At 35.7% G+C, this 24067-nt stretch carries 21 protein-coding genes; 8 read left to right on the forward strand and 13 right to left on the reverse strand.

The window, feature by feature from the left end:
* The first annotated feature begins 1 nt into the window (after position 1).
* Positions 2–2347 carry a BamA/TamA family outer membrane protein gene (locus tag KO02_RS05040; protein WP_038696377.1) on the forward strand — a complete coding sequence of 782 codons (2346 nt, stop codon included), beginning with the start codon at positions 2–4 and terminating at the stop codon, positions 2345–2347.
* Here the strand turns inward: KO02_RS05040 and KO02_RS05045 are convergent.
* Positions 2344–2871 carry a hypothetical protein gene (locus KO02_RS05045; protein ID WP_038696379.1) on the reverse strand — a complete coding sequence of 176 codons (528 nt, stop codon included), beginning with the start codon at positions 2869–2871 and terminating at the stop codon, positions 2344–2346. The two genes, KO02_RS05040 and KO02_RS05045, sit on opposite strands and share 4 nt — an antisense overlap.
* A 286-nt stretch (positions 2872–3157) precedes the next feature.
* On the opposite strand from KO02_RS05045, the gene KO02_RS05050 reads away from it, so the two are divergent.
* Positions 3158–3415, forward strand: coding sequence for a hypothetical protein (locus tag KO02_RS05050; protein ID WP_038696381.1), 258 nt, complete (start codon positions 3158–3160; stop codon positions 3413–3415).
* A gap of 259 nt (positions 3416–3674) precedes the next feature.
* On the opposite strand, the gene KO02_RS05055 is transcribed toward KO02_RS05050, so the two are convergent.
* The 5 genes from KO02_RS05055 to KO02_RS05075 all read right to left on the reverse strand — a co-directional run bounded on the left by KO02_RS05055 (position 3675) and on the right by KO02_RS05075 (position 9334).
* The gene (locus KO02_RS05055) at positions 3675–4088 is read right to left on the reverse strand and encodes a hypothetical protein (protein ID WP_038696383.1); all 414 of its coding nucleotides are present in this window, start codon (positions 4086–4088) and stop codon (positions 3675–3677) included.
* Between the two features lie 45 nt (positions 4089–4133).
* Positions 4134–5780, reverse strand: a complete 1647-nt coding sequence (locus tag KO02_RS05060) for a M20/M25/M40 family metallo-hydrolase (protein WP_038696385.1) — start codon at positions 5778–5780, stop codon at positions 4134–4136.
* A gap of 2 nt (positions 5781–5782) precedes the next feature.
* A complete protein-coding gene (locus KO02_RS05065; protein WP_038696387.1) occupies positions 5783–6400 on the reverse strand; it encodes a hypothetical protein in 618 nt (205 codons plus the stop codon).
* A gap of 103 nt (positions 6401–6503) precedes the next feature.
* Complete coding sequence (locus KO02_RS05070; RefSeq protein ID WP_038696389.1) at positions 6504–8117, reverse strand: DUF4139 domain-containing protein; 1614 nt, start codon at positions 8115–8117, stop codon at positions 6504–6506.
* A 131-nt stretch (positions 8118–8248) separates the two neighbouring features.
* Positions 8249–9334 (reverse strand): Fic family protein, encoded by a 1086-nt coding sequence (locus tag KO02_RS05075; RefSeq protein WP_038696391.1) that lies wholly within the window; start codon positions 9332–9334, stop codon positions 8249–8251.
* Positions 9335–9984: 650 nt separating this feature from the next.
* Between KO02_RS05075 and recN the strand changes: the two genes are divergently transcribed.
* On the forward strand, positions 9985–11652 hold the full coding sequence (gene recN / locus KO02_RS05080) for a DNA repair protein RecN (protein WP_038696393.1): 1668 nt from the start codon (positions 9985–9987) through the stop codon (positions 11650–11652).
* A gap of 281 nt (positions 11653–11933) precedes the next feature.
* On the opposite strand, the gene KO02_RS22690 is transcribed toward recN, so the two are convergent.
* The gene (locus KO02_RS22690; RefSeq protein ID WP_051959764.1) at positions 11934–12401 is read right to left on the reverse strand and encodes a helix-turn-helix domain-containing protein; all 468 of its coding nucleotides are present in this window, start codon (positions 12399–12401) and stop codon (positions 11934–11936) included.
* Between the two features lie 1077 nt (positions 12402–13478).
* Between KO02_RS22690 and KO02_RS05090 the strand changes: the two genes are divergently transcribed.
* From KO02_RS05090 to KO02_RS23510, 3 genes are all read left to right on the forward strand, one after another.
* Entirely contained in the window at positions 13479–14291 is an 813-nt protein-coding gene (locus KO02_RS05090) for an RNA polymerase sigma factor (RefSeq protein ID WP_144243259.1), read from the forward strand.
* Positions 14292–14360: 69 nt separating this feature from the next.
* A complete protein-coding gene (locus KO02_RS23725) occupies positions 14361–14531 on the forward strand; it encodes a hypothetical protein (RefSeq protein ID WP_158500264.1) in 171 nt (56 codons plus the stop codon).
* 52 nt (positions 14532–14583) lie between these two features.
* On the forward strand, positions 14584–14826 hold the full coding sequence (locus KO02_RS23510; protein ID WP_144243260.1) for an IS200/IS605 family element transposase accessory protein TnpB: 243 nt from the start codon (positions 14584–14586) through the stop codon (positions 14824–14826).
* A gap of 222 nt (positions 14827–15048) precedes the next feature.
* Here KO02_RS23510 and KO02_RS05100 read toward each other — a convergent pair whose 3' ends face one another.
* The 3 genes from KO02_RS05100 to istA form a co-directional block, all read right to left on the reverse strand.
* Positions 15049–16638: a hypothetical protein gene (locus tag KO02_RS05100; RefSeq protein ID WP_144243261.1), complete on the reverse strand. Its 1590-nt coding sequence runs from the start codon at positions 16636–16638 to the stop codon at positions 15049–15051.
* A 191-nt stretch (positions 16639–16829) separates the two neighbouring features.
* Positions 16830–17579, reverse strand: coding sequence for an IS21-like element helper ATPase IstB (gene istB, locus KO02_RS05105; protein ID WP_038696399.1), 750 nt, complete (start codon positions 17577–17579; stop codon positions 16830–16832).
* A 69-nt stretch (positions 17580–17648) separates the two neighbouring features.
* Complete coding sequence (istA, locus tag KO02_RS05110) at positions 17649–19214, reverse strand: IS21 family transposase (RefSeq protein ID WP_051959765.1); 1566 nt, start codon at positions 19212–19214, stop codon at positions 17649–17651.
* 64 nt (positions 19215–19278) lie between these two features.
* On the opposite strand from istA, the gene KO02_RS05115 reads away from it, so the two are divergent.
* A complete protein-coding gene (locus tag KO02_RS05115) occupies positions 19279–19605 on the forward strand; it encodes a hypothetical protein (protein ID WP_038696401.1) in 327 nt (108 codons plus the stop codon).
* A 403-nt stretch (positions 19606–20008) separates the two neighbouring features.
* Here the strand turns inward: KO02_RS05115 and KO02_RS05120 are convergent, their stop codons facing one another.
* From KO02_RS05120 to KO02_RS05130, 3 genes are all read right to left on the reverse strand, one after another.
* Complete coding sequence (locus tag KO02_RS05120; protein ID WP_038696403.1) at positions 20009–20659, reverse strand: HIRAN domain-containing protein; 651 nt, start codon at positions 20657–20659, stop codon at positions 20009–20011.
* A complete protein-coding gene (locus KO02_RS05125; protein ID WP_144243262.1) occupies positions 20652–21404 on the reverse strand; it encodes a hypothetical protein in 753 nt (250 codons plus the stop codon). Before KO02_RS05125 ends, KO02_RS05120 begins: the two co-directional genes overlap by 8 nt.
* A 530-nt stretch (positions 21405–21934) precedes the next feature.
* Positions 21935–22441 (reverse strand): hypothetical protein, encoded by a 507-nt coding sequence (locus KO02_RS05130; protein ID WP_038696407.1) that lies wholly within the window; start codon positions 22439–22441, stop codon positions 21935–21937.
* Between the two features lie 873 nt (positions 22442–23314).
* On the opposite strand from KO02_RS05130, the gene KO02_RS05135 reads away from it, so the two are divergent.
* Entirely contained in the window at positions 23315–24010 is a 696-nt protein-coding gene (locus KO02_RS05135; RefSeq protein ID WP_038696409.1) for a hypothetical protein, read from the forward strand.
* The last annotated feature ends 57 nt before the right edge of the window (positions 24011–24067 follow it).

Here is a 24067-nt window from a genome sequence, read left to right on the forward strand (position 1 = left end):
AATGATAAATAATCAACGCTTTTTAGCTTTTACAAGTATAGCGCTTTTGTTGCTAATTTTCACATCTTGCCGTTCAGCACGTTTCTTGAATGAGGACCAAGCATTGGTGGCACATGTGGATATAGAAGGGGTGAAGCCAGAATTAAAAGAAGCAGCAGCGCTTTATGTCTCCAATGATATCAGAGCAAATTCAAGGGTTAATTTATTTATTTATAATCTTTTTAATACTAAAAACGGGGAATATAAAAAACGTAATTTACGGAATGTAGGTGAAGCACCCCGTTTGTTGGATACGAGTTTAGTGGAGTTATCTGCGACACAAATTAAACGGTTTTTATTTTCAAAAGGTTATTTTGCCGCCAGTGTAGTTTCCGCTATTACGGTTAAAAATAAAAAAGCAACACTAGATTTCAATACCGTTTTGGGCGAACCCTATTACCTAAATAAAATCACCTATAATTTTGCTGATACTGCTGTTGCTGATCTCTACGCACGTGAAGTGAAGCCGAATGGAAGTATTATTGTAGGAAAGCAATACGATGCTGTCGATCTTATTACGGAAAGGGAAAAGCTATATCAAACCATGCGCAATCACGGTTATTTTGATTATATCCGTCAATACATGCGTGTAGCAGTAGATTCATCATCAAAAAAGCAACAGTTGAATCTTGAGCTCCAAGTTGAAAATCCAAGTGATTCTACGACACATCAGGTCTATAAAATTGAAAATGTATTCGTCACGATTCGCAACTTTGGAACAGAAAAAAAGGAAATCAAAAAAACTTACGATAGCATTTCAAATATTCATTTCACAGACGAGACCAATAAATTTCGATTGAAACCATTAACACGGTACATGTACATCAAATCGGGAGAATTATACAATCTTTCGAAAGAAAACGCTTCTTACGACCGTCTGTATGAGATGAACGGATTTAGAAGTGTTAAAATCAATTACCAGAAGACCGATTCCAACCAATTGGATGTATTCTATGAGATGGTACCCCGACCGTTGATGGGAAACCAAATCGAAGGCGAATTTACCTTGAGTTCAGGTATGAGTGGTTTTAATATCGGAAATACATTTTCGCATCGTAATATCTTTGGTGGAGCAGAATTGTTGGAAGTGAAATTACGATACGGAGTCTTATTTGATCCGAGACTTAGCGGTGGACTTTCCAACAAGATATTTAACAATGATTTTCAAATTGGTGTAAATCTAGTCATACCACGATTAATGACACCTTTTCATGTGAATAATACGAGTCAATACGGATTAGCCAGGACGACCTTTTCTTCCAGTCTGCAAGTTTTCAATCAAGATGCCACTTATTCCAATCGATACTTTATCAATACTCTGAATTACTCTTGGTACGAATCTGAAAATAAATTTCACAGTTTTACACCGATTGTACTGGAATATAGACAAGGTCGGTTAAATGAAAATTTCGCACAGAATTTAATCGAGCAGGGTTATCTCTTATATGTAAGAAGTAACAATCGCGAATATTTTGGATTGGGTACACAATATGCATTTACTTACAATGCCAAGAAGCTGACTAAAAAAGAGAATTTCAATTACTTCAAAGGTTCTGTAGATTTGAGTGGCAATGTATTGGATTTAATAAGTCGCGTCATCAAGTTTGATGAAAATTTAGACGGTGAAAAAAAGATCCTTGGTGTTCCTTACCTACAGTATGCTAAAACGGAGCTCGATTATCGGCTTTACCGAAATCTAGGCGGAAATAAACAATTTGTGTTCAGGATCAACCCGGGTATTGCCATACCTTATGGTAATAATTCGTCGCTGATGATTTTTGAAAAAAGCTTTTACGGTGGTGGTATGAATGGTATGCGAGCTTGGCAAGCACGAACCTTAGGCCCTGGAAATTATAATCGTGCAAGTGTAAAGGAAGATCTAAGAGTGAATCTCCGAAATTTGGACCAACTGGGTGAGATTAAATTTGAAGGTAATGCCGAATACCGATTCCGGATATTAAACAGCTTCTTGGGAGCAAAGATGAATGGTGCTACTTTTGTTGATTTTGGAAACGTCTGGCGATTAAAAAAGAATGAATTAAATCCAGGCGGCGAGCTTAAGATGGATAAATTCTTAAAACAAATTGCAATAGGAACAGGGTTTGGATTGCGGTTCGATTCCGATTACTTTATTATCCGATTGGATGCTGGCTTGAAAGTGAAAGATCCTCAATTCGAAGGAAGTGATCAATGGGTATTAAAACATTTTTTCGACTCCAAGGAATTTAAGGATCAATATTATCAGACACATAGACCAGACCGTTATAATTTTATTCAATATAACTTTGGGATAGGGCTACCCTTTTAAATAATCAGATTTTTTATACTTGCGAAGATTGATTCGATTATAGAAGAAATATTTAAACCTTGCGAATGATTGAAGAAAAAGAAACCTATCGCGAGTATAATCGCAGTCAGCAATAACTTCTTAAATGCGTAAGCAATCAATAGGATGACAGCTGGGATAACCAAGAACATCAAGCCACTGATGGCAAATGCAGATAATCCTTTATCTGATTTGTAGATGTAAAATAAGCGTGCCTTCGAATTTCCTTGATTCTTGTGTTTAAAAAAGACAAATGTCGACGATTCAATCCTATCATCAGGAACAGCGATTCCCTGATGGAACTGCAAATCTTGGGTAAAACCATTGATGCTGAATTTATAAGTACCATTGATACGTTCATTTGTGTTTTCAGCAGAATCTACTGCGATAATAGCCAGTTTACCATTGCGCGACAGATTTTCTTTTACCACAAAATTTTCTATTTTTTGAATTTGTGCCATCCCAAAAATTGGAAGGAGTAAGAAGAGAAATAATAACTTTTTCATCAGAAAAATTTGTTTTTAATAATGAGCATCAGTTTTCAATCGTATTATTGAACTCGTTTTACTCGATTTATCGGTCATGAATCTATTATGAGCCAAGTGCTTTTCTCAATTTTAATTGATCTGCGCTCATCATGGTTTCATTAAAAATTGTTTTCACTGCAATTTTAGACATTTTCTAGCTCTTTATAAAATAGATAGCCTTTAAAACTGAATAAATGTTTTTGTTATTTTATTTCCGAAACAATGAATAATTTGTACCTTTGTGGTACAAAAAAATAAAATCGAAATGGCAGAAACAGTACAACATAGAGAACCAAAAAAGACTGATAATAACGCAAATCAAACTCATTATTACAAGACTTTAGTAGTAGCTATCGTTTTAGGTCTTATAGGAGTATTCATTAGATTTGTACCAGATGTTTGCACAAGCCTTGATCAACATGTATCGATGTTTTCAACAATAGCAAATATTTGTGTGATCGTAGCAACTTTAATTGCATTTAGAACAGTTTTCGGAATTTTAGGATTCGGAAAAAATAAATAAATCAAGATAGATATATAGTAAACGTCAATTCAAATCGAGTTGACGTTTTTTTATGCCTTTTTTTCATAACTCCTTTATTAAAAAAGGAGAGAGGACTGAGCCTCATTGATACATTTCGAACCTATAGGTAGAAATAGGTAAAGGATGGCTTAGGTCTGTTCTTTTGGCGTAATCAGGATGAAATTTGTCCTAATAAAAAAGGCGGTGTTTCTTATTTTAAGAAACACCGCCTTTTTTATATCGTATTGATAAGGATAGTTTATGCGAAGATCGACCATGTACTCCAAGGAATACGAGACAATATTAAAATTAATCCAAGAATGTAAAAAATCAATACTGTTTTATTTGCTTGCTTAGCATCAGTCAATTTTTTAGCTTTTGAATAACCAATTGTAATCAATACAATCGCGATAATCATTGTTAACGGATGTTCGATAATTTTAAAGCGCATCGTTGGATCTTTCATAATAGAGCCGGAGATCATGGATGGGTATTTTAATACGAAGAATAAAATCAATCCAATTAATAATTGCAAATGAGAGGCAATAAAACCTAAAAGAGCAATTTTTCTATTATACGGTTTATTACCTGAGAAGTTTACAAAGGTAATGATGATTGAAACAATCAGAGCTAACAATAAGATAATTGCTAATGTCGAGTGTAAGTGTAACATAATTTCTTCTTTAAATAATTCTTTGAATACAAAAGTATAAAATAACTAACGCTTTTCGCCTATTTCTTTAAATTCAGATTTATCTTTCCATTTTGGGAACGTAGCTTCTTGACTCAACGTATAACCAATATCAAAAAACAGGCGGATATCTGCCAGCATACCATCAAAATTCCATTCTGGAATGACCTCATCATTGACCGCATGGTAACGTCCAGCGAGTGCTTTTTTACGACCTGCTATAAGAGATGTATCTTGCTCGATATAGTCGCTACCACTTCCGGCATAGAGAGCAGGAACGCCCACCTTTGCAAAATTGAAATGATCGGAGCGATAAAAGCCTCCAGAACTCGGGTTTCCTTCAGCTTTCGTATAACGGTCAAATTTTAAAGCCGAACGTTCAGCATAATCGTCCATATCCGATTGGCCTTTACCAACGATCGATATATCTTTGGTTGCACCGGCTGCACTAAAAGCATCCATATTGATGTTGGCAACTGTTTTGTTCAACGCGTAAATCGGGTTTCTAACGTAATAATCAGAGCCCAATAATCCATCTTCTTCTGAAGTTACTGCGAGAAATACAATGGAACGTTCAGGCGCTTTTTTTGCAGCTTTAAAAGCTTTAGCAATTTCAAATAAGGCCGCGACACCAGCAGCATTATCAATGGCACCATTATAGATCGAGTCACCATTCACCGCCTCACCAATACCTAGATGATCCCAATGAGCAGTATAGATAATGTATTCATCTTTGCGACTTTTACCTTCTAGAATCGCTATAACGTTATTGGATTTTGATTTCTTAATTTTATTGCTGACCTCGAAATCTGTTTTTATACCTAAAGGAATCGCTTTGAAACCTTTCTGCTTTGCTTTGTCTAATAAAGAATCATCATATCCGGCCAATTTGAAGAGTTTGGAAGCACTTTCTGTAGATAACCAACCCTCAACTTGCGCGTATTTATTAGGCTCACTTACGTTGTCTAAATCCATTTGAGGAGCATTTCCCCAACCTGTTCGAATCACATTCCAACCGTAACTAGCTGCTTGGGTCTGATGGATGATCAGCACACCCGCGGCACCCTGACGTGCGGCTTCTTCATATTTATAGGTCCATCTACCGTAATAAGTCATGGTATCACCCTTAAAAAGAGTTTTATCATAATGACCAGGATCATTGACCATCACCACAACGGTTTTCCCTTTCACGTCCAAGTCTTTGTAATCGTTCCAATCATATTCAGGTGCTACAATACCGAATCCAGCAAAAACCAATGCTGTATTTTTCAATTCAACATGTTCCTGAAGACGACGACTGGTCACCACATAATCGGATAGATTGTGCAGGGTCATCTGATTTGCGTCAGACTTTAAGGTCAATAATACATTTGGAGTTGACGTAATTTCCACCATGGGCACTTCTTGGAAATAGCTCTTCCCATTTCCGGGTTTTAAGCCTAGTTTTTTATACTCAGCTGCTATATATTGTGTCGCTAAGGTATCGCCTTTGGTAAATGGCTTGCGTCCTAAAAATTCATCCGAGGAAAGTTTTAGAATTTGAGCTTTATAACTTTTTTCCGTGACACTCTTCAGAGCATTGTGGTCTAATGTCGTTTGATTTTTTTGTGCAACAACCGACAAGGTCGATGCCATTAACATGCTTAATGCAATATGTTTAAATTGTTTTCTCATATTTACTTGATTTGGATAGGGTCTACTTCAGCAATTGGGCTAAAGAGATAAACCTTATTGGTCATGATCTCGAGGCACCTGTAACGCTTCCTTATTTTTGACTGTTTTTGAAAGATACGACCATTCTTTAGTTTAAAATGCTCTTTTTCAGGGAGCATCTCTACCGTGAAAATTTGTTCCGATTGTTTATCAAATCGTTGTAGCGTTCTAAAAAGATGAAGGTCCGTACAACTTGAAGCAGCAGGGTTCTCTAAATATTTGACCACTGCATCTTTAATCTCCTGTGGAAAGACCTCTAACTGTAAGAATGGGTCCATCAATTGTTTGAAATTATCTTTCCATTCAATACCATGTGGCTTTACTTGATGTTTGAATTGTTGCCATGTTTTTAGATGTGCAAATTCATGAATCGTTGTGATTAAGAAAGCATAAGGATTCAGGTCATGATTGACAGATATGCGATGTCCTGCCCCACGATAAGGTGCTCTATAGTCACCAAATTTGGTGCTGCGAGACTTTGATATTTTTAATAAACATCCCGTATCATTGATCCATCTGGAAATAATGGGAGCGGCCACTTCTGGCATATATTTTCGCAATGTGCCACTATAATCTTCCATAGTACAAACATAAATATTTTATATGACCTTATAACAAACCGAAACTAAATAAGAAAACCGCTATATTCATACAGCGGTTTTCTTATTTAATTTAGACAGCTTTTTAATAAATACTGATCTGTTTATCCTTTGGATATTTGATGGAATACCCAAATCTTATCTTTTTAGTGGCACCTGCAGGGACATCCACATTCCACTTGAGTATACCTGTTTCTTTCGTTACGTCAGCTCCATTATGTTCATCTAATGTAATTTCCATCGATTTATCTGTCGCAATTGGAATCTGATCTTGTAGTGCGATGGTCACATTACTTTTCTTATTGTTTTTGATTGTAATTTCGTATACGAGACTTTGTTTTTTACTGCCACCCAAAATCTTGGTTTGGGATAGATCATTGACTCTATCGCGCTTAATACTGATCATCTTATCTTTACCCATGCTCATTCTGAGTGTGTCGCTAGTTGCATTTGGGTCAATGATGGTTTTGCCTACCAACATATTTTCGAACATCACATTTGCTGTACCTGGCATCAGGTTAAGTTTTTCATAATCCGTCAACTCAGCTATTAAATAAACATTAGGATCTAATCTTGGAAGCGCTAAATAGGTATAGTTTGCAGGATGTTTGTACTCTTTCAAAGAAACACTATGTGGTTTACCATTCGATGCGACATCATATGGAATAGCGATATCAAAGGTCGTGTTCAACTGATTCTCGTTTTGTTGCGTGAAATTATTAAGCGTGCTTGTCCCACGAATACGGATGTTTTTTTTCTGAGTTGTAGTCACCTCATCTAAAACAAGTCCCGCAGCCCTACCTTGCAAAGCCATCGGTGCAGTCGGTATATCTTGATTATAGTACAGTTGCCATGGTTCTAGTGTGGGGGCTATCCCGTATTGAGAAGGATTTCCGGTCGATAAACTTAACTTAACCTGCTTCCAATCTACGCCCGTTGCCTGCGTTACGTTCGCTTTATAGATAATTTCTAAGGGAGCGGAGATATTTGCTGAGCGCAGGTCATAAGATGCGTACCAAGATGCCTGAGTAGATGTGTAGGTAATATCAAAAGGTTGGCTACCAGCCTGATTGTTGATTACCTGCACGATCAACTGTCCGCCAGAGCCTGTTGTTTGTCCTCGTACTTCATCCAATTGTATCTTGGCTTTGTTGACGATATCCTGTTGACTCATGATTTGATCATCCAAAGTCGTTATATTGCTTTTTACTTCCAGATATTTGGTCTTGTAGTAATTAGCCATTTTAGCGAGTTCATCAACCGTAGTGCTGCCATTAGCACCTGCTATTTTTTGATTGCTCTCCAATAGCTTCAGGATACTTTCTTCCGTCGCTTTTTGATTTTCAAAAGTTTTAAGGGTGTTGGTCTCTTTCTTGAAATAGTTTTCTGCCTTTATAAAAGCATCGCTTTTAACATCAGTTTCGACATAGTTCACAGCCGATCTTACAGACATGACCGTAACATTCGGGGAACTACCGATCTGTATACTGTTTTCATCGATATTATTAGCTACATGCGTAAAAACGAGTTCACTTGCTCCAGTTGGAAGGTTTACCGTAGCATGATGATTAAGCTCGGCTGAATTGGTGTACAGCATCACTTCTTTTAAATCTGTTTTAATAACTTTGGCATTCTGAGCAAATAAACCACCACTGATCATGATGCTTCCAATTGTTAATGAAATCTTTGTTATATCCATCCTGTTCGTTTAATACTTTATATAAAGATGCGGTAATATTTTATATTCCATAAAATATTTTTGCACCTATTTAGTGCTACTTTTCGATTCTGTTTCACATAGCACTGTAAATTAAATAATCTATATGCAGGTTATTTTTTTAATATTTCGAACAGGGATTGATTAATATATAATGTTTCTTTCCAAACTTTTTTTGAAAATAATATGCCCAGTTCTTCTAAGCCTTTTAAATATTTAGCTGCGGTTATCCTAGAAACCCCCATGCGCTCAACGACAAACTCGATTTTACTATAGGGTTGTTCAAAAATTAGTTCCAATAATTCCTTATTATAGAGTTTTGGTGCTTCAGCTTTCACTTTTTCCTGTGTTTGCGTAAACATATTTTTTATGGAATCAATTTGTTGTATGGTTTGTTTTGCTGTTTCTTCAACTCCTTTTAATATAAAAAGTATCCAGTCCTCCCATCCATCTTTTGTTCTTACTTCTTGAAGTAAACGATAATAGTTAGACTTATTTTTAATAATATAGTCACTCAGATAAAGTACTGGACTGTCAAGTAGCCCGTGCAAAATCAGGTATAGTACATTAAGGATACGACCTGTCCTGCCATTACCATCGTAAAATGGGTGGATACTTTCAAATTGGTAATGCTGTATTGCTAACCTGATTAAAGGAGAAACCTCATTTTCTTCATTAATGTAATCCTCTAGGTTTTTCATTAATGATAGGATAACTTCCTTGTCATCAGGAGGTGTATAAATGACTTCACCTGTTACTGCATTTTTTAGAGAAGTGCCAGGAAGTTTTCTCAATCCTGCATTGTTTTCTTCCAGTACCTGTTGAATGGCAATAATTGTATTTGTATTTAAGAACCCACGCTTTTCTATAGTCCGGTGACCTTCTAAAATGGCTTCGCGATAACGCAAAACTTCTTTTGTTGACGAATCTATTTCGCTTCCCTTGATTGACAGTGCTTGATAAAGCTTATCATGCGTAGTAATTATGTTTTCAATTTCAGAACTTGCACGAGCCTCTTTGAGAATGACAGCATTTAATAAAATTGATTGATTAGGTAAAGTGTGAATTATTCCTTTCAACTCTGCCAAAGCTATACCAGACTTGGCGACTTGCCTTAATATGGGTATTGTCTCAATCTTTGATTGTAATACAGGTAAATTCGGTAATGAATTATATGGTGCTTCTAAATTTAGTTCCATCGTGCAAAGTTTTTATATATGAATACACTGTCATGTAAAGATAATTAAATTTATTTATCATGAAGAGTCTGTTATATATACTTTTTCACGATTACCTATTGATTTGTTGGTAGCAATCGCTTCTTTTGGAATAGTCTGAGCTAAACTGATAATCATCCTTTTGTAGTCGTTAATAAATGGGTAACTCCGTATGTCCAATTTTATATTCCATAAAATATTTTTGCCCCTATTTAGCTATTTGAGAGTTGGTTTTCGTCTATTTAGGGTCAATCTATAGTATATTGCTTACTAACAATAGTAGGTATTTGACTATTTTATTTAGTATTTATGGTTTTTTGTCTATACCTTAGTGCTTGTGATGATGTAGAGCATAGGGCTTTTTACAGCTACAATACCAAGACATTATTTATTAAATTTCCTTTGCAAAGAGATATTCTTGAAGGTCGGAAGGAAAATTATAAATTGTATTGATTTGAAACACAATTATATTGCATATAAAAAGCAATTTATCTAAGTTTGAGATAGAATCTGTATAAATCCAATATAAAATCAAGATGTTGTCGTATTGTTGTTTGCGTGTATACTGCTTTCCGATAGGATAATAAAAGGCTTTACAAAATACATTAAGTAAAAAATAGACGTATAAAAGTATGCTAGCAAGATTAGATATTAAGAATTACGCTTTAATTGATGAGCTATCCATTCGGTTTGATAAAGGGTTGAATATTATAACCGGCGAAACCGGTGCTGGTAAATCCATTATCATGGGTGCTCTGTCTCTTATTTTAGGGAGTAGGGTAGAAGGAAAATACTTTTTCAATCAAAATAAGAAATGTAGCATCGAAGGGTTCTTTCAAATTGAAGCATATGACCTGAAAGATTTCTTTTTGCTACATGATCTGGATTATGAAAAGGAAACCATTATTCGTCGCGAGATAAGTGTAGATGGTAAATCACGCGCTTTTGTCAATGACTCCCCCGTTACGCTAGCTGTACTTAAAAGTTTAGGCGAAAGGTTAATCGATATCCACTCGCAGCATGCTACTTTGCAGATCAATACCGAAGAATTTCAGTTTTTAGTGGTCGATAATGTCGCGAAATCTGCTGATTTGAAAGCAAGTTACCTCCATTCGTTCCTACGTTATAAAAAAGTAAAGAATGAATTGCGAAAAATAAGAGAACTTGCCAAACAGGCACATATTGAGGCTGATTTTAATCAATTTCAATTTGATGAACTTCATCATGCTGGTCTGGCTCAAGGCGAGCAGGTGAGTTTGGAAGCTGAGCAACAGCAACTGGAGAATGCAGAGGAAATCAAAAGAGGTTTGCTGGGTGCATTGCATATCTTGGAAGAGCAAGAGCAGAACGTAGTTTTGCAGTTGAAAGAGGCGCTGGTACAGCTAGAATCTGTGGCCCCATACCTAGCTGCTTTACCAGAGTTAAACAATCGACTTCGCAGTGTATGGATAGAAGCGAAAGATATTGCAACAGAAATTGGCAGTTTAGAACAAGGTACAAACTTGGATGAGGATAAATTATTAATCATCAATGAGCGTTTAAGTTTGATCTATAATCTTCAGAAAAAACATCATGTAGACTCTGTGGAAGAGTTATTAACTATTAAAGACGTCCTAGAGCAAAAATTACTGGATGTCAATAGCCAAGATGAACGTATTCTGGCATTAGAAAAAGAATTGTCTGAAACTTACCAGCATGCCTTGGAAAAAGGTAAAGCATTAACGGAACTACGTCAAACCGCTTTGCCGGAAATCGAAGAACATGTGGTTTCTATGTTGGCAGAAGTCGGCATGCCCAATGCTAAACTGGAAGTGAAATTGACAGATCTAGCAGAAAATGAATTAAAAGAAAGTGGAATGAACAACATTCAATTTTTGTTTTCAGCAAATAAAGGTCAAGAATTACAAGCGATCCATAAGGTGGCTTCTGGAGGAGAGTTATCGCGTGTGATGTTGGCTATTAAATCATTAATCGCGAAGAGCTCTGCTTTACCAACCATCATATTCGATGAAATCGATACTGGTATTTCAGGGGAAGTAGCACTGAAAGTTGGCGAAATCATGGAACGATTGGCTGGAGATATGCAAGTTATCGCTATTTCCCATCTTCCGCAGATTGCATCAAAGGGGAAATCGCACTTTAAAGTTTACAAAATCGATGAAGGTGATAAAACAAAGTCCAATATTGTGCTTTTAAACCAAGAAGAGCGAATCAAGGAAATCGCTCAGATGTTGAGTGGCATAAAACCAACTTCGGCCGCTTTGGCACATGCAAAAGCTTTGTTGAACATGGTGGGGTAAGTTTATGAAACATATAAAGATGATGCCACATTACGAAAGAGATCAACATAATTCTTCTGTTTCTTTTTGATTATGTGTAGTATGTTCTTAATCCTAATTCGGAATAAATTGGTATTTGGCAATTGGAAATAGGGTATATCCAAATTATTTTTGCTTACCTCCTAGAATAAGACTGTTTTACTGATGCTGAAAAGTGATGTTTAACAAACAAGGTCATACTCCACAATAGTAAAACCTTGTTTCTAAATTCTAAATCAAACAATATTGAACCGTCCTGTATTTTAATGGTTTTTATCTTCTTTCAATTTTTTCACTTCGCTCGCAAGATCTAATACCGCTTTACTTAATGCAGCAATGGATTGCGTTTTGATGCGGTCTTCTTCAATGAATTTTTCCAGTAGTGCTAATAATTTGTCTGAGCCGTCATTGTTAAATATGGGCTGTGCATTTTGACCAACAGAATTATCACTAAATGTTGAATTGTTGTTATTCTGTATATTATAGATAACATTTTCGTCTTTAAAAGATTTGACAAAATCTGGCGTTACCCCAAGTGCGTTTGCCAGTTCTTTTAAAAGCGGTTCGTCAAAAGCGACCATATTTTCAAAATCAGAAATACGTTGCTGAGAGTATTTGCTTCTGCATAATAGACCAAGTGCCTCCTGTTTAATTCCTTGAATTTCTCTTATCCGTTTTATATTGTGACCGATGTGCATGGTTTCTTTTTTTTCTTCAAAAATAGTATTCATATGCTATGATTTTGTGGATCGGTACTTTACCGGTAAATCGGTAGGATACCATGAATTAATATGGGTGACAAAGTCTAAATTTGATTTAAAATTACGAAAGTTTGTTGGTAATGACAAAATTGTAATTTGTTCTTCTGCAAGAGGAATTATAAGCCAAAATTAAACTTCTTAGTTCTTTGACGTATTGGTATTGATTGGAATAGTTAGTGGGCTAGAACTCACTGCGTGATGAATTAGTTAGATAGTTAGAAGGTTAGGAAGTTAAGGGGTTAGAAGGTTACTTTGGCTCTTATTATAAAATAATTGAGGCTTTTTGTGACGCCGTAGGGTGAGGGTTTTGCCACTCACTGATTACCGAAAATAGTATTGGTTGTAATTGATCTTAATTTGAAGGTATGTACAATCAATCATGAAGACCATTAATGGTATTTACAACTGATGAAACGATTATAAAGCAATCAAAAGATATTGCTATTAGTAACAAACTTGAATTTGAAAGAGCGTTTGAAAATAGTTAGAAAGTTAAGGGGTTAGAAGGCTAGTTTGTAGTTCACCATATAAAATAATTGAGGCTGCTTGTGACGCCGTAAGGTGAGGGTTTTGCCACTCACTGAATACTGAAAATATTCTGGGTTTGTAACTAACCAGAATTTGAAAGGTATATACATAAAACCACCCACAGAACCCATATCGACTTGTTAATGACGTCAATTTGTAAGAGGGTTTGAAAATAGTTAGAAAGTTAAGAGGTTAGAAGGCTAGTTTCTAATTCACCATATAAAATAATTGAGGCTGCTTGTAAAGCCGTAGGGTGGGGGTTTTGCCACTCACTGAATACTAATAATGAAACTAACCATGGTTGAATACATTTTGTATATACAATCATAGGGGATAGTTAGGATATAAAAATAATCAAATTCCAATTAATTCCAATATGACATAAACGTTCTAAGTCACTTTAATATACCCTCAAACATGATCTCAGTTTCCAATAAAATCCGCCAGGCCGGCTGAGGTCTGTTGAGGTGAATAACCAATGAATTGGCATGCTCATATGCCTTGACTAAAACGATGATTATGAATAAAACTTTACAAGTACTGAAAGCCGAAAAGTATATTTCCTTTCTTCAAGATGGAGACGAACGCGGCTTAAATTTCTTATACAATCGCTTTTACGGATATCTTTTTGCAAGAACATATCGGGCCACAAAGGATGATTGTGCAGCTGAAAGTATCGCTCAAGAAGCATTATTGCGACTATGGCTATATAGAAAACAGGTGAAGGATATAGACGATGCCTTCATCTTTGTAAAGGTACAGGTTAAAGCGGCTATCAATGCATTTTACGTTACAGCACGTAACAAATTTCACCGAAATCTTTTACGCTTAGATGGTATTGAGGATTATCAAGAGTTTTTACTCGGCTATGAAATAGAAGAAGAGGATGAAGCTGATCTGGTCTATTTGGAGAAACTGGAGGAAGAAAAGCAAGAGCGATTGGACAAGCTTAACAAACTATTGCCAAGCCTTAACAATCAACAGCAGCTATTCATCAAACTTTGTTTAAAATATAGTTTTAACTATGAACGTATTGCCCATTATTTAGGTGGTATATCTGACTATGAAGTGAGCTTGCAGGTTGAAAAAATCATTGAGACACTACGTTCTATATTCAGCTATTCGCAACAAATGGAGCTGTTAAACAGATCATCTAAAATTGTCCTTGAAGGTGAATTCAATGATCATCAGGCCGAGATCTTTCATATGTGCTATGAGCTTCAACTGTCATTTGAGCAAATCTCTGAATCTCTGAATTTGAATCCAGCTATGGTCAAACAACTGTTCGTACAGGCACATGCTAAGATTAAAACTGCCAAGAAAATGGCGTAATAAAATAACTCGTTATGGAACAAGATACCCTAATATTAACCCGAAAAGTTCAGATTTATTTGGATTGTGATGATAAAGAGCAACGGTCTGAGTATTATAAAAAGTTATTCGAATGGCAGGACGTTGTCCGTAGAGTATCCAATTACCGTAGCTATTGACAAGGACAGTTATCAAATAGGAAACAAAGAAGAGTTTTTATACCGTCGGATGGCTATTCAGGCTGCTAGGCAACGATTGTAAAAGCTGTGACATACAATAGGGGTGGTCATGGTCGTAAGAAAAAGATGAAAGTTTGGAACATTTTAACGAAAAGGAGAAAGGACGTGTAGATAGTCGTCTCCATCTATATAGTCGAAAGTTGATCGATATCTGTGTGAAATCTGAGGCTGGTACTTTACTGTTGGTCAATCAAAAGATGAAAGAAGAGTTCGCTAAAGGAGATGAATTTCTATTACGAAATTGGAGTTATTTTGGCCTGATTGAGAAGATCAAATACAAAGCTAATATGGCGGGTATAAACGTTATTGTAGAATAAGTTTTTTGCTTAGCTGATCAAAGTAAATCAAGAAAGAGATTAACAAAATTCTTTAGTTATATGATTTTCTGTTTTATTTTCAGCTGTTATTGTTTGTTGGTGATTTTCATTTAATGTTGCTAGTAGGGCTCAAATAACTATTTTAAAGAAATAACTGGTTAAAAAGTTATTATGGACAGGCTTTGATTATAATATCCTTAAATCCAGAATAACTCCTTATTATTAAAATTTTTTGACAGGCATCAACTGTATAGAAAAATACGAATTACTATAAGTTGTTAAATAATATATTCCTCCTCTTGCATCGTATCGGTCAATTATTGGGTCTCCAAAATTTACTAATACACTTCCTAAGTTATCTTCACCTAAGGTTCTTCTAGTTGAAATCTCTCTAGTGAACGTATCTTTATTTGTCATACCAAAGTTAAAGCCTATTTTTATATTTAATCCAAAATTTGTAGCGAACTCATTTGTGACTGTTTCTCTTTCATAAATTTCTTCTTGAGTATCGATTTCAGATAAAGATATTTTCCAAATTGGAGCATTTGATTTTATATCCCAGTTAATTATGGGAATGTTTAAATTTACCGTCTTAGGTCGACTACGGTAAAGTTGGGTTGTAGAGTATACAACTAATAGTTGTGGATTTTTTCCATTTGTAGTTCTGGTTGAATAACTGGTGGGTATATAAAAAAAATCGCTAGGGGATAGTGGTAGAAAATATTGATACGTAGCTCCAATACCTTGTTTGTTATTAATTAGGAAATCAAATCTAAATTCGTATTTTCCATCTGTCCACATATTTTTCTGTATTAGATCCATGATCGTTGACCTGTTATAATCATCGGGTAAATTGATAATTTGGTTTGGGTTTGGTGTACGTTTAGGATCTTCAGCTTGATCACTGATTTTAAGATAAGCATCTTCTGTTATAGATAAAGATACAATTGATTCGGTCATATTAGTTTGTAAAGGACCTGTTGTATCTGTTGGGCTTAATTTGTAATAAACATGATCTCTTTGCCATTTACTGACGTCTTTTCCAAAAATATTATAAGCATTAATAACTGAAGGATCAATTGGTAACGGATCTCCCAATACAACTCCGCTCGAATTTGCTAAATTTCCCGCCTTTAATTTATTATTTGCTAGATTTTTTTTAGTCTTATTCGAATTATCAAATTGTGGTGAAACAAATTCAAAGGCGGAAGATGTTAAGGAGTTGCTTGCTTTGATATTTTGGTTTGCTTTGACTTTAATTCTTTCATTTGCTTTCACGACCAGTACTGGAAACCCTGGGATTTCATTACTTTTTAATGAAAGAATTTTCTCTCCATTTTCATAAATTGGAATCATTTTATCAGAATCCATTATATTTGTCGCTATAAACGGGACAACTGAATTACTTTCCCATTTTGCTGGCGAGAATTTGCTAGGTTCAATAGTAGGAATAAATATTGTCAATAATGGAGCTCCATTCTCAATCTCCATTAGTTGATTAGGATAATCTTCATATTTTTTTAAAATATCTTTGAATGAAGAGCCATTTGATAGTTTTTCCTCTTTAACAAATTGATAGAAAACATCATGGTCATGATCTATTTCAAGTAAAGCATTTTGTTTAATAAAGGTTCTGACATTTGCATTGTCTTGTACCGCTTTTGATAAAATAATAGCAAATTCATTGTAATAATTTCTTGTAGCTTGATTATTTTTGAGGTCAAGACTGTCATTTGAATCGAATTCTTCTTTGCAACTAAATAGTAGGGTACTAAATAGTAAAGGAAATAATAAAAATTTTTTTTCCATCATTTTGTGTTTTAAATAGTATATTAATTATCTTAGATAATTTAGTTAACAAATTATTAAGTCGATTGTTTTTACTTGATTAGAAATCACTTACTGTAATCGGCAATTTAGAATGCAGCATAATTGGCAATTTGGAGTGCAGCAAAAATGGCATGAATAAATACACAATCCAGTTCAAAAGTATGTTATAAAATTTACTTGTCAAAAAAAGTTTTTCTGTTCTCCATTCTATAACTTTCTCCGGTTAGATTTATGACTTCACATCTAAAGAGTATTCTGTCCAGAAGTGCTGTTGCAATTACCTCATCCTCGAGCATTTTAGCCCATTCCGTTGGTTTCTTATTCGTAGTTACAATGATTGAAGTAGATTCATAGATCTGGTTGATGAAATTAAAAAAAGAGACAGCAACAGTTTTTTCTAAAGGAAAAAGCATTACATCATCGATCACAATAAGATTTGCCCTGATCATTTTTTTATATTCAGCTGCTTGAGACCGGACAAAGTCTTTGGTTTTCAGTGTAGAGACCATTTCTTCCATGGTTCTGAAGTATACATTGTAGCCTGCCTTCACGGCGTCCTTTGATAGCCCTGCTGCGAGCAATGTTTTACCTGTACCACTTGGCCCCATCAAGACGATGTTAAAAAGCTGATCGATCCAGTTCAGCTCCCTAAGTGTAGCGAGACGTTTGATGGTAAGTCCATTCCGTTTAGCCTCATAAATCGATAGATCATTGTTTTTAGGAAGGTTTGCAGATTTCATCCGTCTACTTTCATCCTTTTGTTGACGATGGACCTGTTCTACCTTCAGTAAGCGAGAAGCAAATTCAACATATACGATATGCTCACTTTCAGCAGTAGCGACGATGCTATCTAGTCCAGCGGCAATAGCCGAAAGTCGAAAACTTGTACAGAGTTGCTTGATTTCTTGTTTTTGATTATCCATAATTATTTTGTGCTGATATGTTATTCTATTTTTCCCTGCCAAGAAGAATGGCAGGGAAGATTTTTTACTTTATTGTTGACTAAACAAAGCTTCATAATTACCCAGGTCACTTTTTTGGGGTTCTATTTCTAATTGTGTATTTCTATTCCCACTGAGTGGATTGAGTTTGATTATCTTGGCTTCTAATCTGGTTTCTTCTGAACGTTCGGATTTTAGATATACCAGGTAAGCTCGAAAATCTGTAGCGCTCAGTATATTATTGGCATGTACATAATCCAGTGCCTTGGATATATCCATTCCAATATTTTCACCTATGATCTGTCCGAGCATCTGTAACTGGTCACGTATGTATCTTTTTTTATGGACTTTGATCATCATGATCCACTCTCTGGCCTTTATCTGATCTTCAAACATTTGGCAGACTGCATCGATCAGCTGCTCTATCTTAGGTTCCATATCACGACCATGGCTACGCTGGATGATTTTTTTCCCTTTCAGTTTACAGATATCATGTCTGCAGATTTCATCACCCGATAGCGCCGAGACAATCAATTTACCATTTTGCTCCATCAGATTAACTTTTGTGATCTTTGCATTGTAGGTGCCCGTAGGAACACTGTAGAAATTACCTCTATACGACACCTTATTGTCCTTGTGTACAGCATATAAACGGGTTGCAAAAATCTCTGGAATGATTTCAATCCATGGATCTAAGTGGGATTTCTCTATCTGGTATTCCTCTAATGGAACAAGTTTGTATGTGCCATGCGAAAGATTGTTGGCGGTACGGTATAACCAGGAAATACATTCATCATTAAGTGTTTCGATATCCCTGAAAGGCCTATTGTACAGAAAGTTTTGCGTGACATACTTAACAACGTTTTCGACCTTACCTTTACTCTGGGGGTCCGATTTTCTACCGAAGTGGAGTTTGATGCCACGTTGGCGAACATAGTTGGAAAACTCAGAAGTCAGAACGATATCCCCAAGGTTTTCTGAGACCATCAATAATCTGTCTTGGTCATAAACCATTTCCTCTGGACACCCTGCGATAAACTTAAATGCTTGTTCATGAGCCCGTACAACCATCGCTGTTGTAAATGGAACATCACTGAAAAGTACGAATTTATAGCGGCTATGGGAAAGAATGAACGTGAAGAACTGTACTTTCTTCACTTTGTTCTGGGTAGTGGTCATGTTGTAAAACCCGAAGTCCATCTGTGCCTGTTGTCCATAAGGCAGTTCTTCAACCATCTGGAAATCACGTCCGCTGACTGACTTTGGGATATTGAACTCATTGTGGATACTCTGTACAAAGTTGAATACGGTCTTGGTGTTGACCTTTGGGAAATCTGGATAATGCTCTTTGAGCCAATCATACATCTGCGCGGCAGAAGTATCGTTGTACAGCTCTAATTTACTTTTAACAAAGTCCCGATAGGGCTGCAGAATTTTTTTCTTAGGTGATGGCCGTTCTAATTCTTCTTGGTAACTTCGGTCGTCTTGATCCAATAGCTTTTTGACGGTACGCCAATTGAGCCCAAGATTACTGGAAATCTTCCGGATCGAGTTACCAGCTCGAAACATTCTGTGAACCTCATGATAGGTCATAATTTTACTTAAATAATAGTTCATAATAACTTTGTCTAATTGCTACGACAAAGCTTGTTTTTTCTTTTGGGACACCACGTCCCAAAAGATGGACTATGTATTTATTCTTGCTAAAAATGCTGCATTCATTAATGCCAAAAATGTTGCACCATTAGTGCCATTTTTGCTGCACGCTTATTTGCCAAAAGTGATGTATTCTGAAGTGCCGATTACAAAAGTGAGCATGTTGAATAAACTAGATAAAAAATCGGGTAATATTTCTTTCTCGGAGCGAGTAAGATTGGGTGTTCAAAAAGCATTAACAAAATTAGCTCATGAAACTGCGGAAAAGAATGGGACTTTAGTAGTTAAGATTAATGGGGAAATAAAGGAAGTTTCAGCCAAGGAACTATTAAGTAGCTTGCCAAAGGAATAAAGAATATATCGCTTCCAATATAATTATCTTTCGTCTACGTCGCAGATCTTATCCCTCACTTGCATCTCCATCAGCGGACTTAGGTAATCCTATTACTGGACGCTCGCCGTTTTTTTAACGTTATCATGTTATTAGGTGAGTAAGGTAGACTAATCGTTACTGCGTTACTCGTCACTGTGTTACTTGTTTAAAGTTAGCACCTAAAGTCTGCGGATAATTTATGATATTGATAAATAACAAAGCCTTATTTATCAAATACTAGTCGAGGAGTTGGTTAGGGTTGAAGTCCCGCGCTATACTTTCCTTTTAAGAATATTTCGGTAATTGGTTTTGGATTCAATTTTTAACTCCATCTAAGTTGATGGAATTAAAAATGATGATTATTTTATATCGTGTTGTTAAGCTAATTAGATACTTTAACGAATATTTTTCTGATTACGCCATTTTGTTCAATAGCTTTCACACTTAATAATAAGTGTGGAGTTTCTTGAAAAACCCTGCAATGTATTCTTTTTATATATCCCAGTTTCGTACCATTGAATGTTACCATTACAGCTTCTTTATCATGTTCGTTATCTTTTTCCAACGAATATTGGAGCAAGTCTCCGTTCTTTACAAAGTTTCTTGGTATATGAGCATAAGAAAGACCGGAAATATCGGTTAAAAAGTGAAGGTCTGTAGTAGTATGGTATTCTGCTAGAAATTCAAAGTTATCCGTTGCTGTTAAGCCCTGAGTTTTGCCAAGTAAATAAAATTTGTCATCTGCCTTATCAGCATTAACTTCCCAAAAGTCTAAAAAATTTTGAACATCAGGACGATCCGTTTTTATTAATCTATGGGAGAAAATAGAAAGTACATTGACGTGATATACCTTATCTAAGTCTTGAAACTCGAAATAAGGTATAAATCCTTGTGTCTTTCTTAATGTTTTGGCTTCAGGTAAATACTGAAATGTAACGTTATTATCGTTGTCTTTTTCCAAAAGTCCAACAATATGCCTACGGGATCCCGATCCCTTACGCCATGCAAGATATATTTTTGAAAACTCACTCATTGATAATAGATATTATGTTTTTGTGTCGCAAAGTTAGTAATTTTAATATCAACTCTTTCCTTATAGCAGATAATTTGTAAAAGGAGTGCTCTTCAGGTAGCACATTATCTATATTAAGTATGATTTGCTCGACTTTTTGGGAATCCCAATTTTTTAAAAAAGCCGTTGCTTGTTCGAAGTCGGACTTCAACTCTAGTTTTTTAAAGTGACGTAGTAAATCAAAATGTGGAACCTTACGCTTATCTTCCCAATGTAATTCGGAGGTTCCTCTTCGAATATAAGCATCCATCATCTGTTTATCCCTTAACATCTTTTCGATTTTATCTTCGGTAAGTTCTCGACCTAATGAGCTCCCGCTATCGTAAATCGGCGCTATATTTTTTATGGTTAATTTTCTTAGTTCAAATTCTTTACTAACCAATTCTGGAGTATATGAAAAATCTTTTTCCTTCTGGGCTCTTTCCACCATGTTACCAATATCAATATTTTCTTCCAAAATGTAAGAATCTGATATAAAAGCCCAATTTTCTTGATGCCGGTCGGAATTCCCAATTAGTGCATCAAATACTAAAGTCTGTAGGAAGTTGTGTTTATATTGAGCTAGACTGAAATGATGAAGAGTATTTTGTAGAAGTTGATAGGAATACTCGTTTCGTGTTTCATTTTGTTCAGGTATAAATTTTGGGTTAAATGTGACCATATAACGTCCAACTTCCACAAGTTGTTCATTATCTCTGTTAATCATGGATCTGCTAATACAGCCGATCTCACCTTTGCTTTTAGCCACGTCGTATCTTAGTACATCTAAATTGAGGAGTTTACCTATTTGAAAAGCAATTATTTCAGACCAAAATTCATCTTTATAATATTTTTCTGGATTATTGCCTTTTCCAGGCTTACGCTCAGATCGTTTAAAATACCAAAGATCATCATTCTCATCCTGTAGAATATGTTTTTCTCGTGTACCTCCACTATTGAGCCAATATGTCTCTTGCTAGCCAGTCGTATCTATAAATTTAACATCCATTTATGTTGTCGATATTATTTGTTAAAACTATTTCAATTGTTATTTAGCTACTCTAAATCCTTTAATAGATGCAACCTATTTGAAACAATCCATACATTTATTATTCTCTAATCAAACAGTTTCACCTCCATCTGCTGGCTTCGGTAATAATCCTATTACTGGACGTTCGCCATTTTTTAACGTTATCAGGTTATTAGGTAAGTAAGCTAGAACTAAAGTCTGCGCATCATCCATGATACCGATAGCTTTTACCCCTCACTAGCATCTCCATCAGATGGCTTCGGGAATAACCCTATCATTGGACGCTCGCCATCGCCGTAAAAGTATTCGAAAAGTTGGCTGGGTAGAATGTTAAAAGCGATAGCCAAACCGTTAACATCATTAGGGTATAAGTTGCTATATTCTCCATTGTGTAGTTTGATAAATCTATTATATTCAATTCCAGCCGAGTCTGCTATCTCTTTTAGCTCTTTTGAATATGTACTTATAAAACTATTCAGCTTATTTTCTTTGTTGGGGAATAAATTTAAATCTGGTAGAGATTGTGCTATTGGTAATAATATAAGACAAGTCTCATCAATATTTAATCCTAATTGTTTGATAATTGCATAGAAAATTTTTGCTAATACAAATTCTCTTGTACCTATTTTTTGATTAATTTCTTTCTCTAAATCCCTCTTTTCCTTTCCTTTATAATTTTTATCTAAAGTTTTTGATGTAAAATACTTGAATTTATCTGATTTTAAATAATTCATAATCAATATGTTGTGTTTGTTTTTAACAAAAAGAGTTATTTAAGTTCTGTTTTATATTTTTTGTGTGTATATTTGATTAACAATCAGTGTAATATGATTGTAGTCTCGTTAACGAAAACGACCAAAATTCATTAAACACGGGACAGTAGGGTTTGCGGACCCCCATACTTTTTGTATTTTAGCAAAAGGAAGGGGAAAGCTCCCTATTGGAAACTGTGTTTTGGGTGCTTGGTCGTACCTCGTTGACAGCGGAAAATAGTGGGCTTTCCCTTTTTATATAAAGCCTTATTACCTTCCGCACGAGACTTATTTTCATTGACCAAATATTTTAACCAAATAAATGATGAAAAGAAAAGAGTCCAAAAACCCACCCATGTTTCAGCTGATCCAGGATCGTGCTGTGCATAGCGCTATCAATGCGTTGTTTAAAAACAAGCTCCGACAACCGGAATAACTTGTATGCATTAAAAACCAAAAGGGCATGTTCACCCGATAGGGTAGGTGAAAGCACACAATAATGGTAAATAGCCATTATAATAGCTTAGCTTCTAGTGGTTTTTCCGATTCGTATTAGCGTTATTATGCCATAAGCAATTAATCTTCTGTTCCTTTAAATCTCACACTTTAAAAGTAATGAATATTTTTTGCAAAACAATAATTCCGCTTCATGAATGTATAGATATTCTATATTTTATCGAATCGGATTTTATTCGAATACCTTAAAATGCAATACTAAAGACCAATTATAACAAGCACGAAGACGTATAATTGCATTTTATTCACCTTATTTTTTAACTGTTAGGCCTAAAAAAACGGGGTGCTGATTTCTAGAATCACGCATCTTAAACATTGCTTAACGTGAACCTTAATATCATGCAAAAAACTTGCAATAGGGAAAGCTTTGTGCTATCCTCAGGGGAAGAAATGTCTTCAGTTTTGCGTAAAAACCGTGTTTCAGTTATTAAAGAACCAATTATGATAACAGATTTACCAGAACGATCTTTTAAGAAACGAGTTCCTTATGAAGGGAGGCATGCGCATGCTCTGAAAAGTCTTGTCAAGGGAAGACCTAAGGAACGCTATTATTCGTTCCTGAATCCGTCCAAAGAACAAGTAAGTTCTTACAGTGCAGTCGTGCGTGATGACCGTAGCGATGTGCTCCGTATTTCACTGGCTCATATGGCTATTTACGAATGCTACTTATTTGCCCTAGGACTGCCTACCAATTTCCCGACAGAGCAGATCATCGTATATGGTTACGAACGAGCCAAATATATACCCTGTAAAATCTGTCCCGACGGTGAAAAGAACCTGTATGATTATGAGCTCACCGTCCATGTCAATACCGAACGAGAAGAATACCGACAGCGGATGCTCAACGATCTGAACGAACACTTTCAGTTAGATGTCCGAGTCGAAAAGCTTTCTATCGTGAAGGATAGTCGGCAGATTATGACCAAACGCGGCGAATCCGTAGAGCTCATCTGGCAAGAACAGCCAACGATGATCATGAAAACAAAGCGAGGTAGGGTAGCAGCGGTCACCGCTAGACTGGCTGCAAGTAGTTAAGAAAAAAGGATTATAAGCTTTCTGAAGTCCTGATGATCAGGAGTAAAACAAAGCCTG

Source organism: Sphingobacterium sp. ML3W (assembly GCF_000747525.1).
GTDB lineage: Bacteria > Bacteroidota > Bacteroidia > Sphingobacteriales > Sphingobacteriaceae > Sphingobacterium.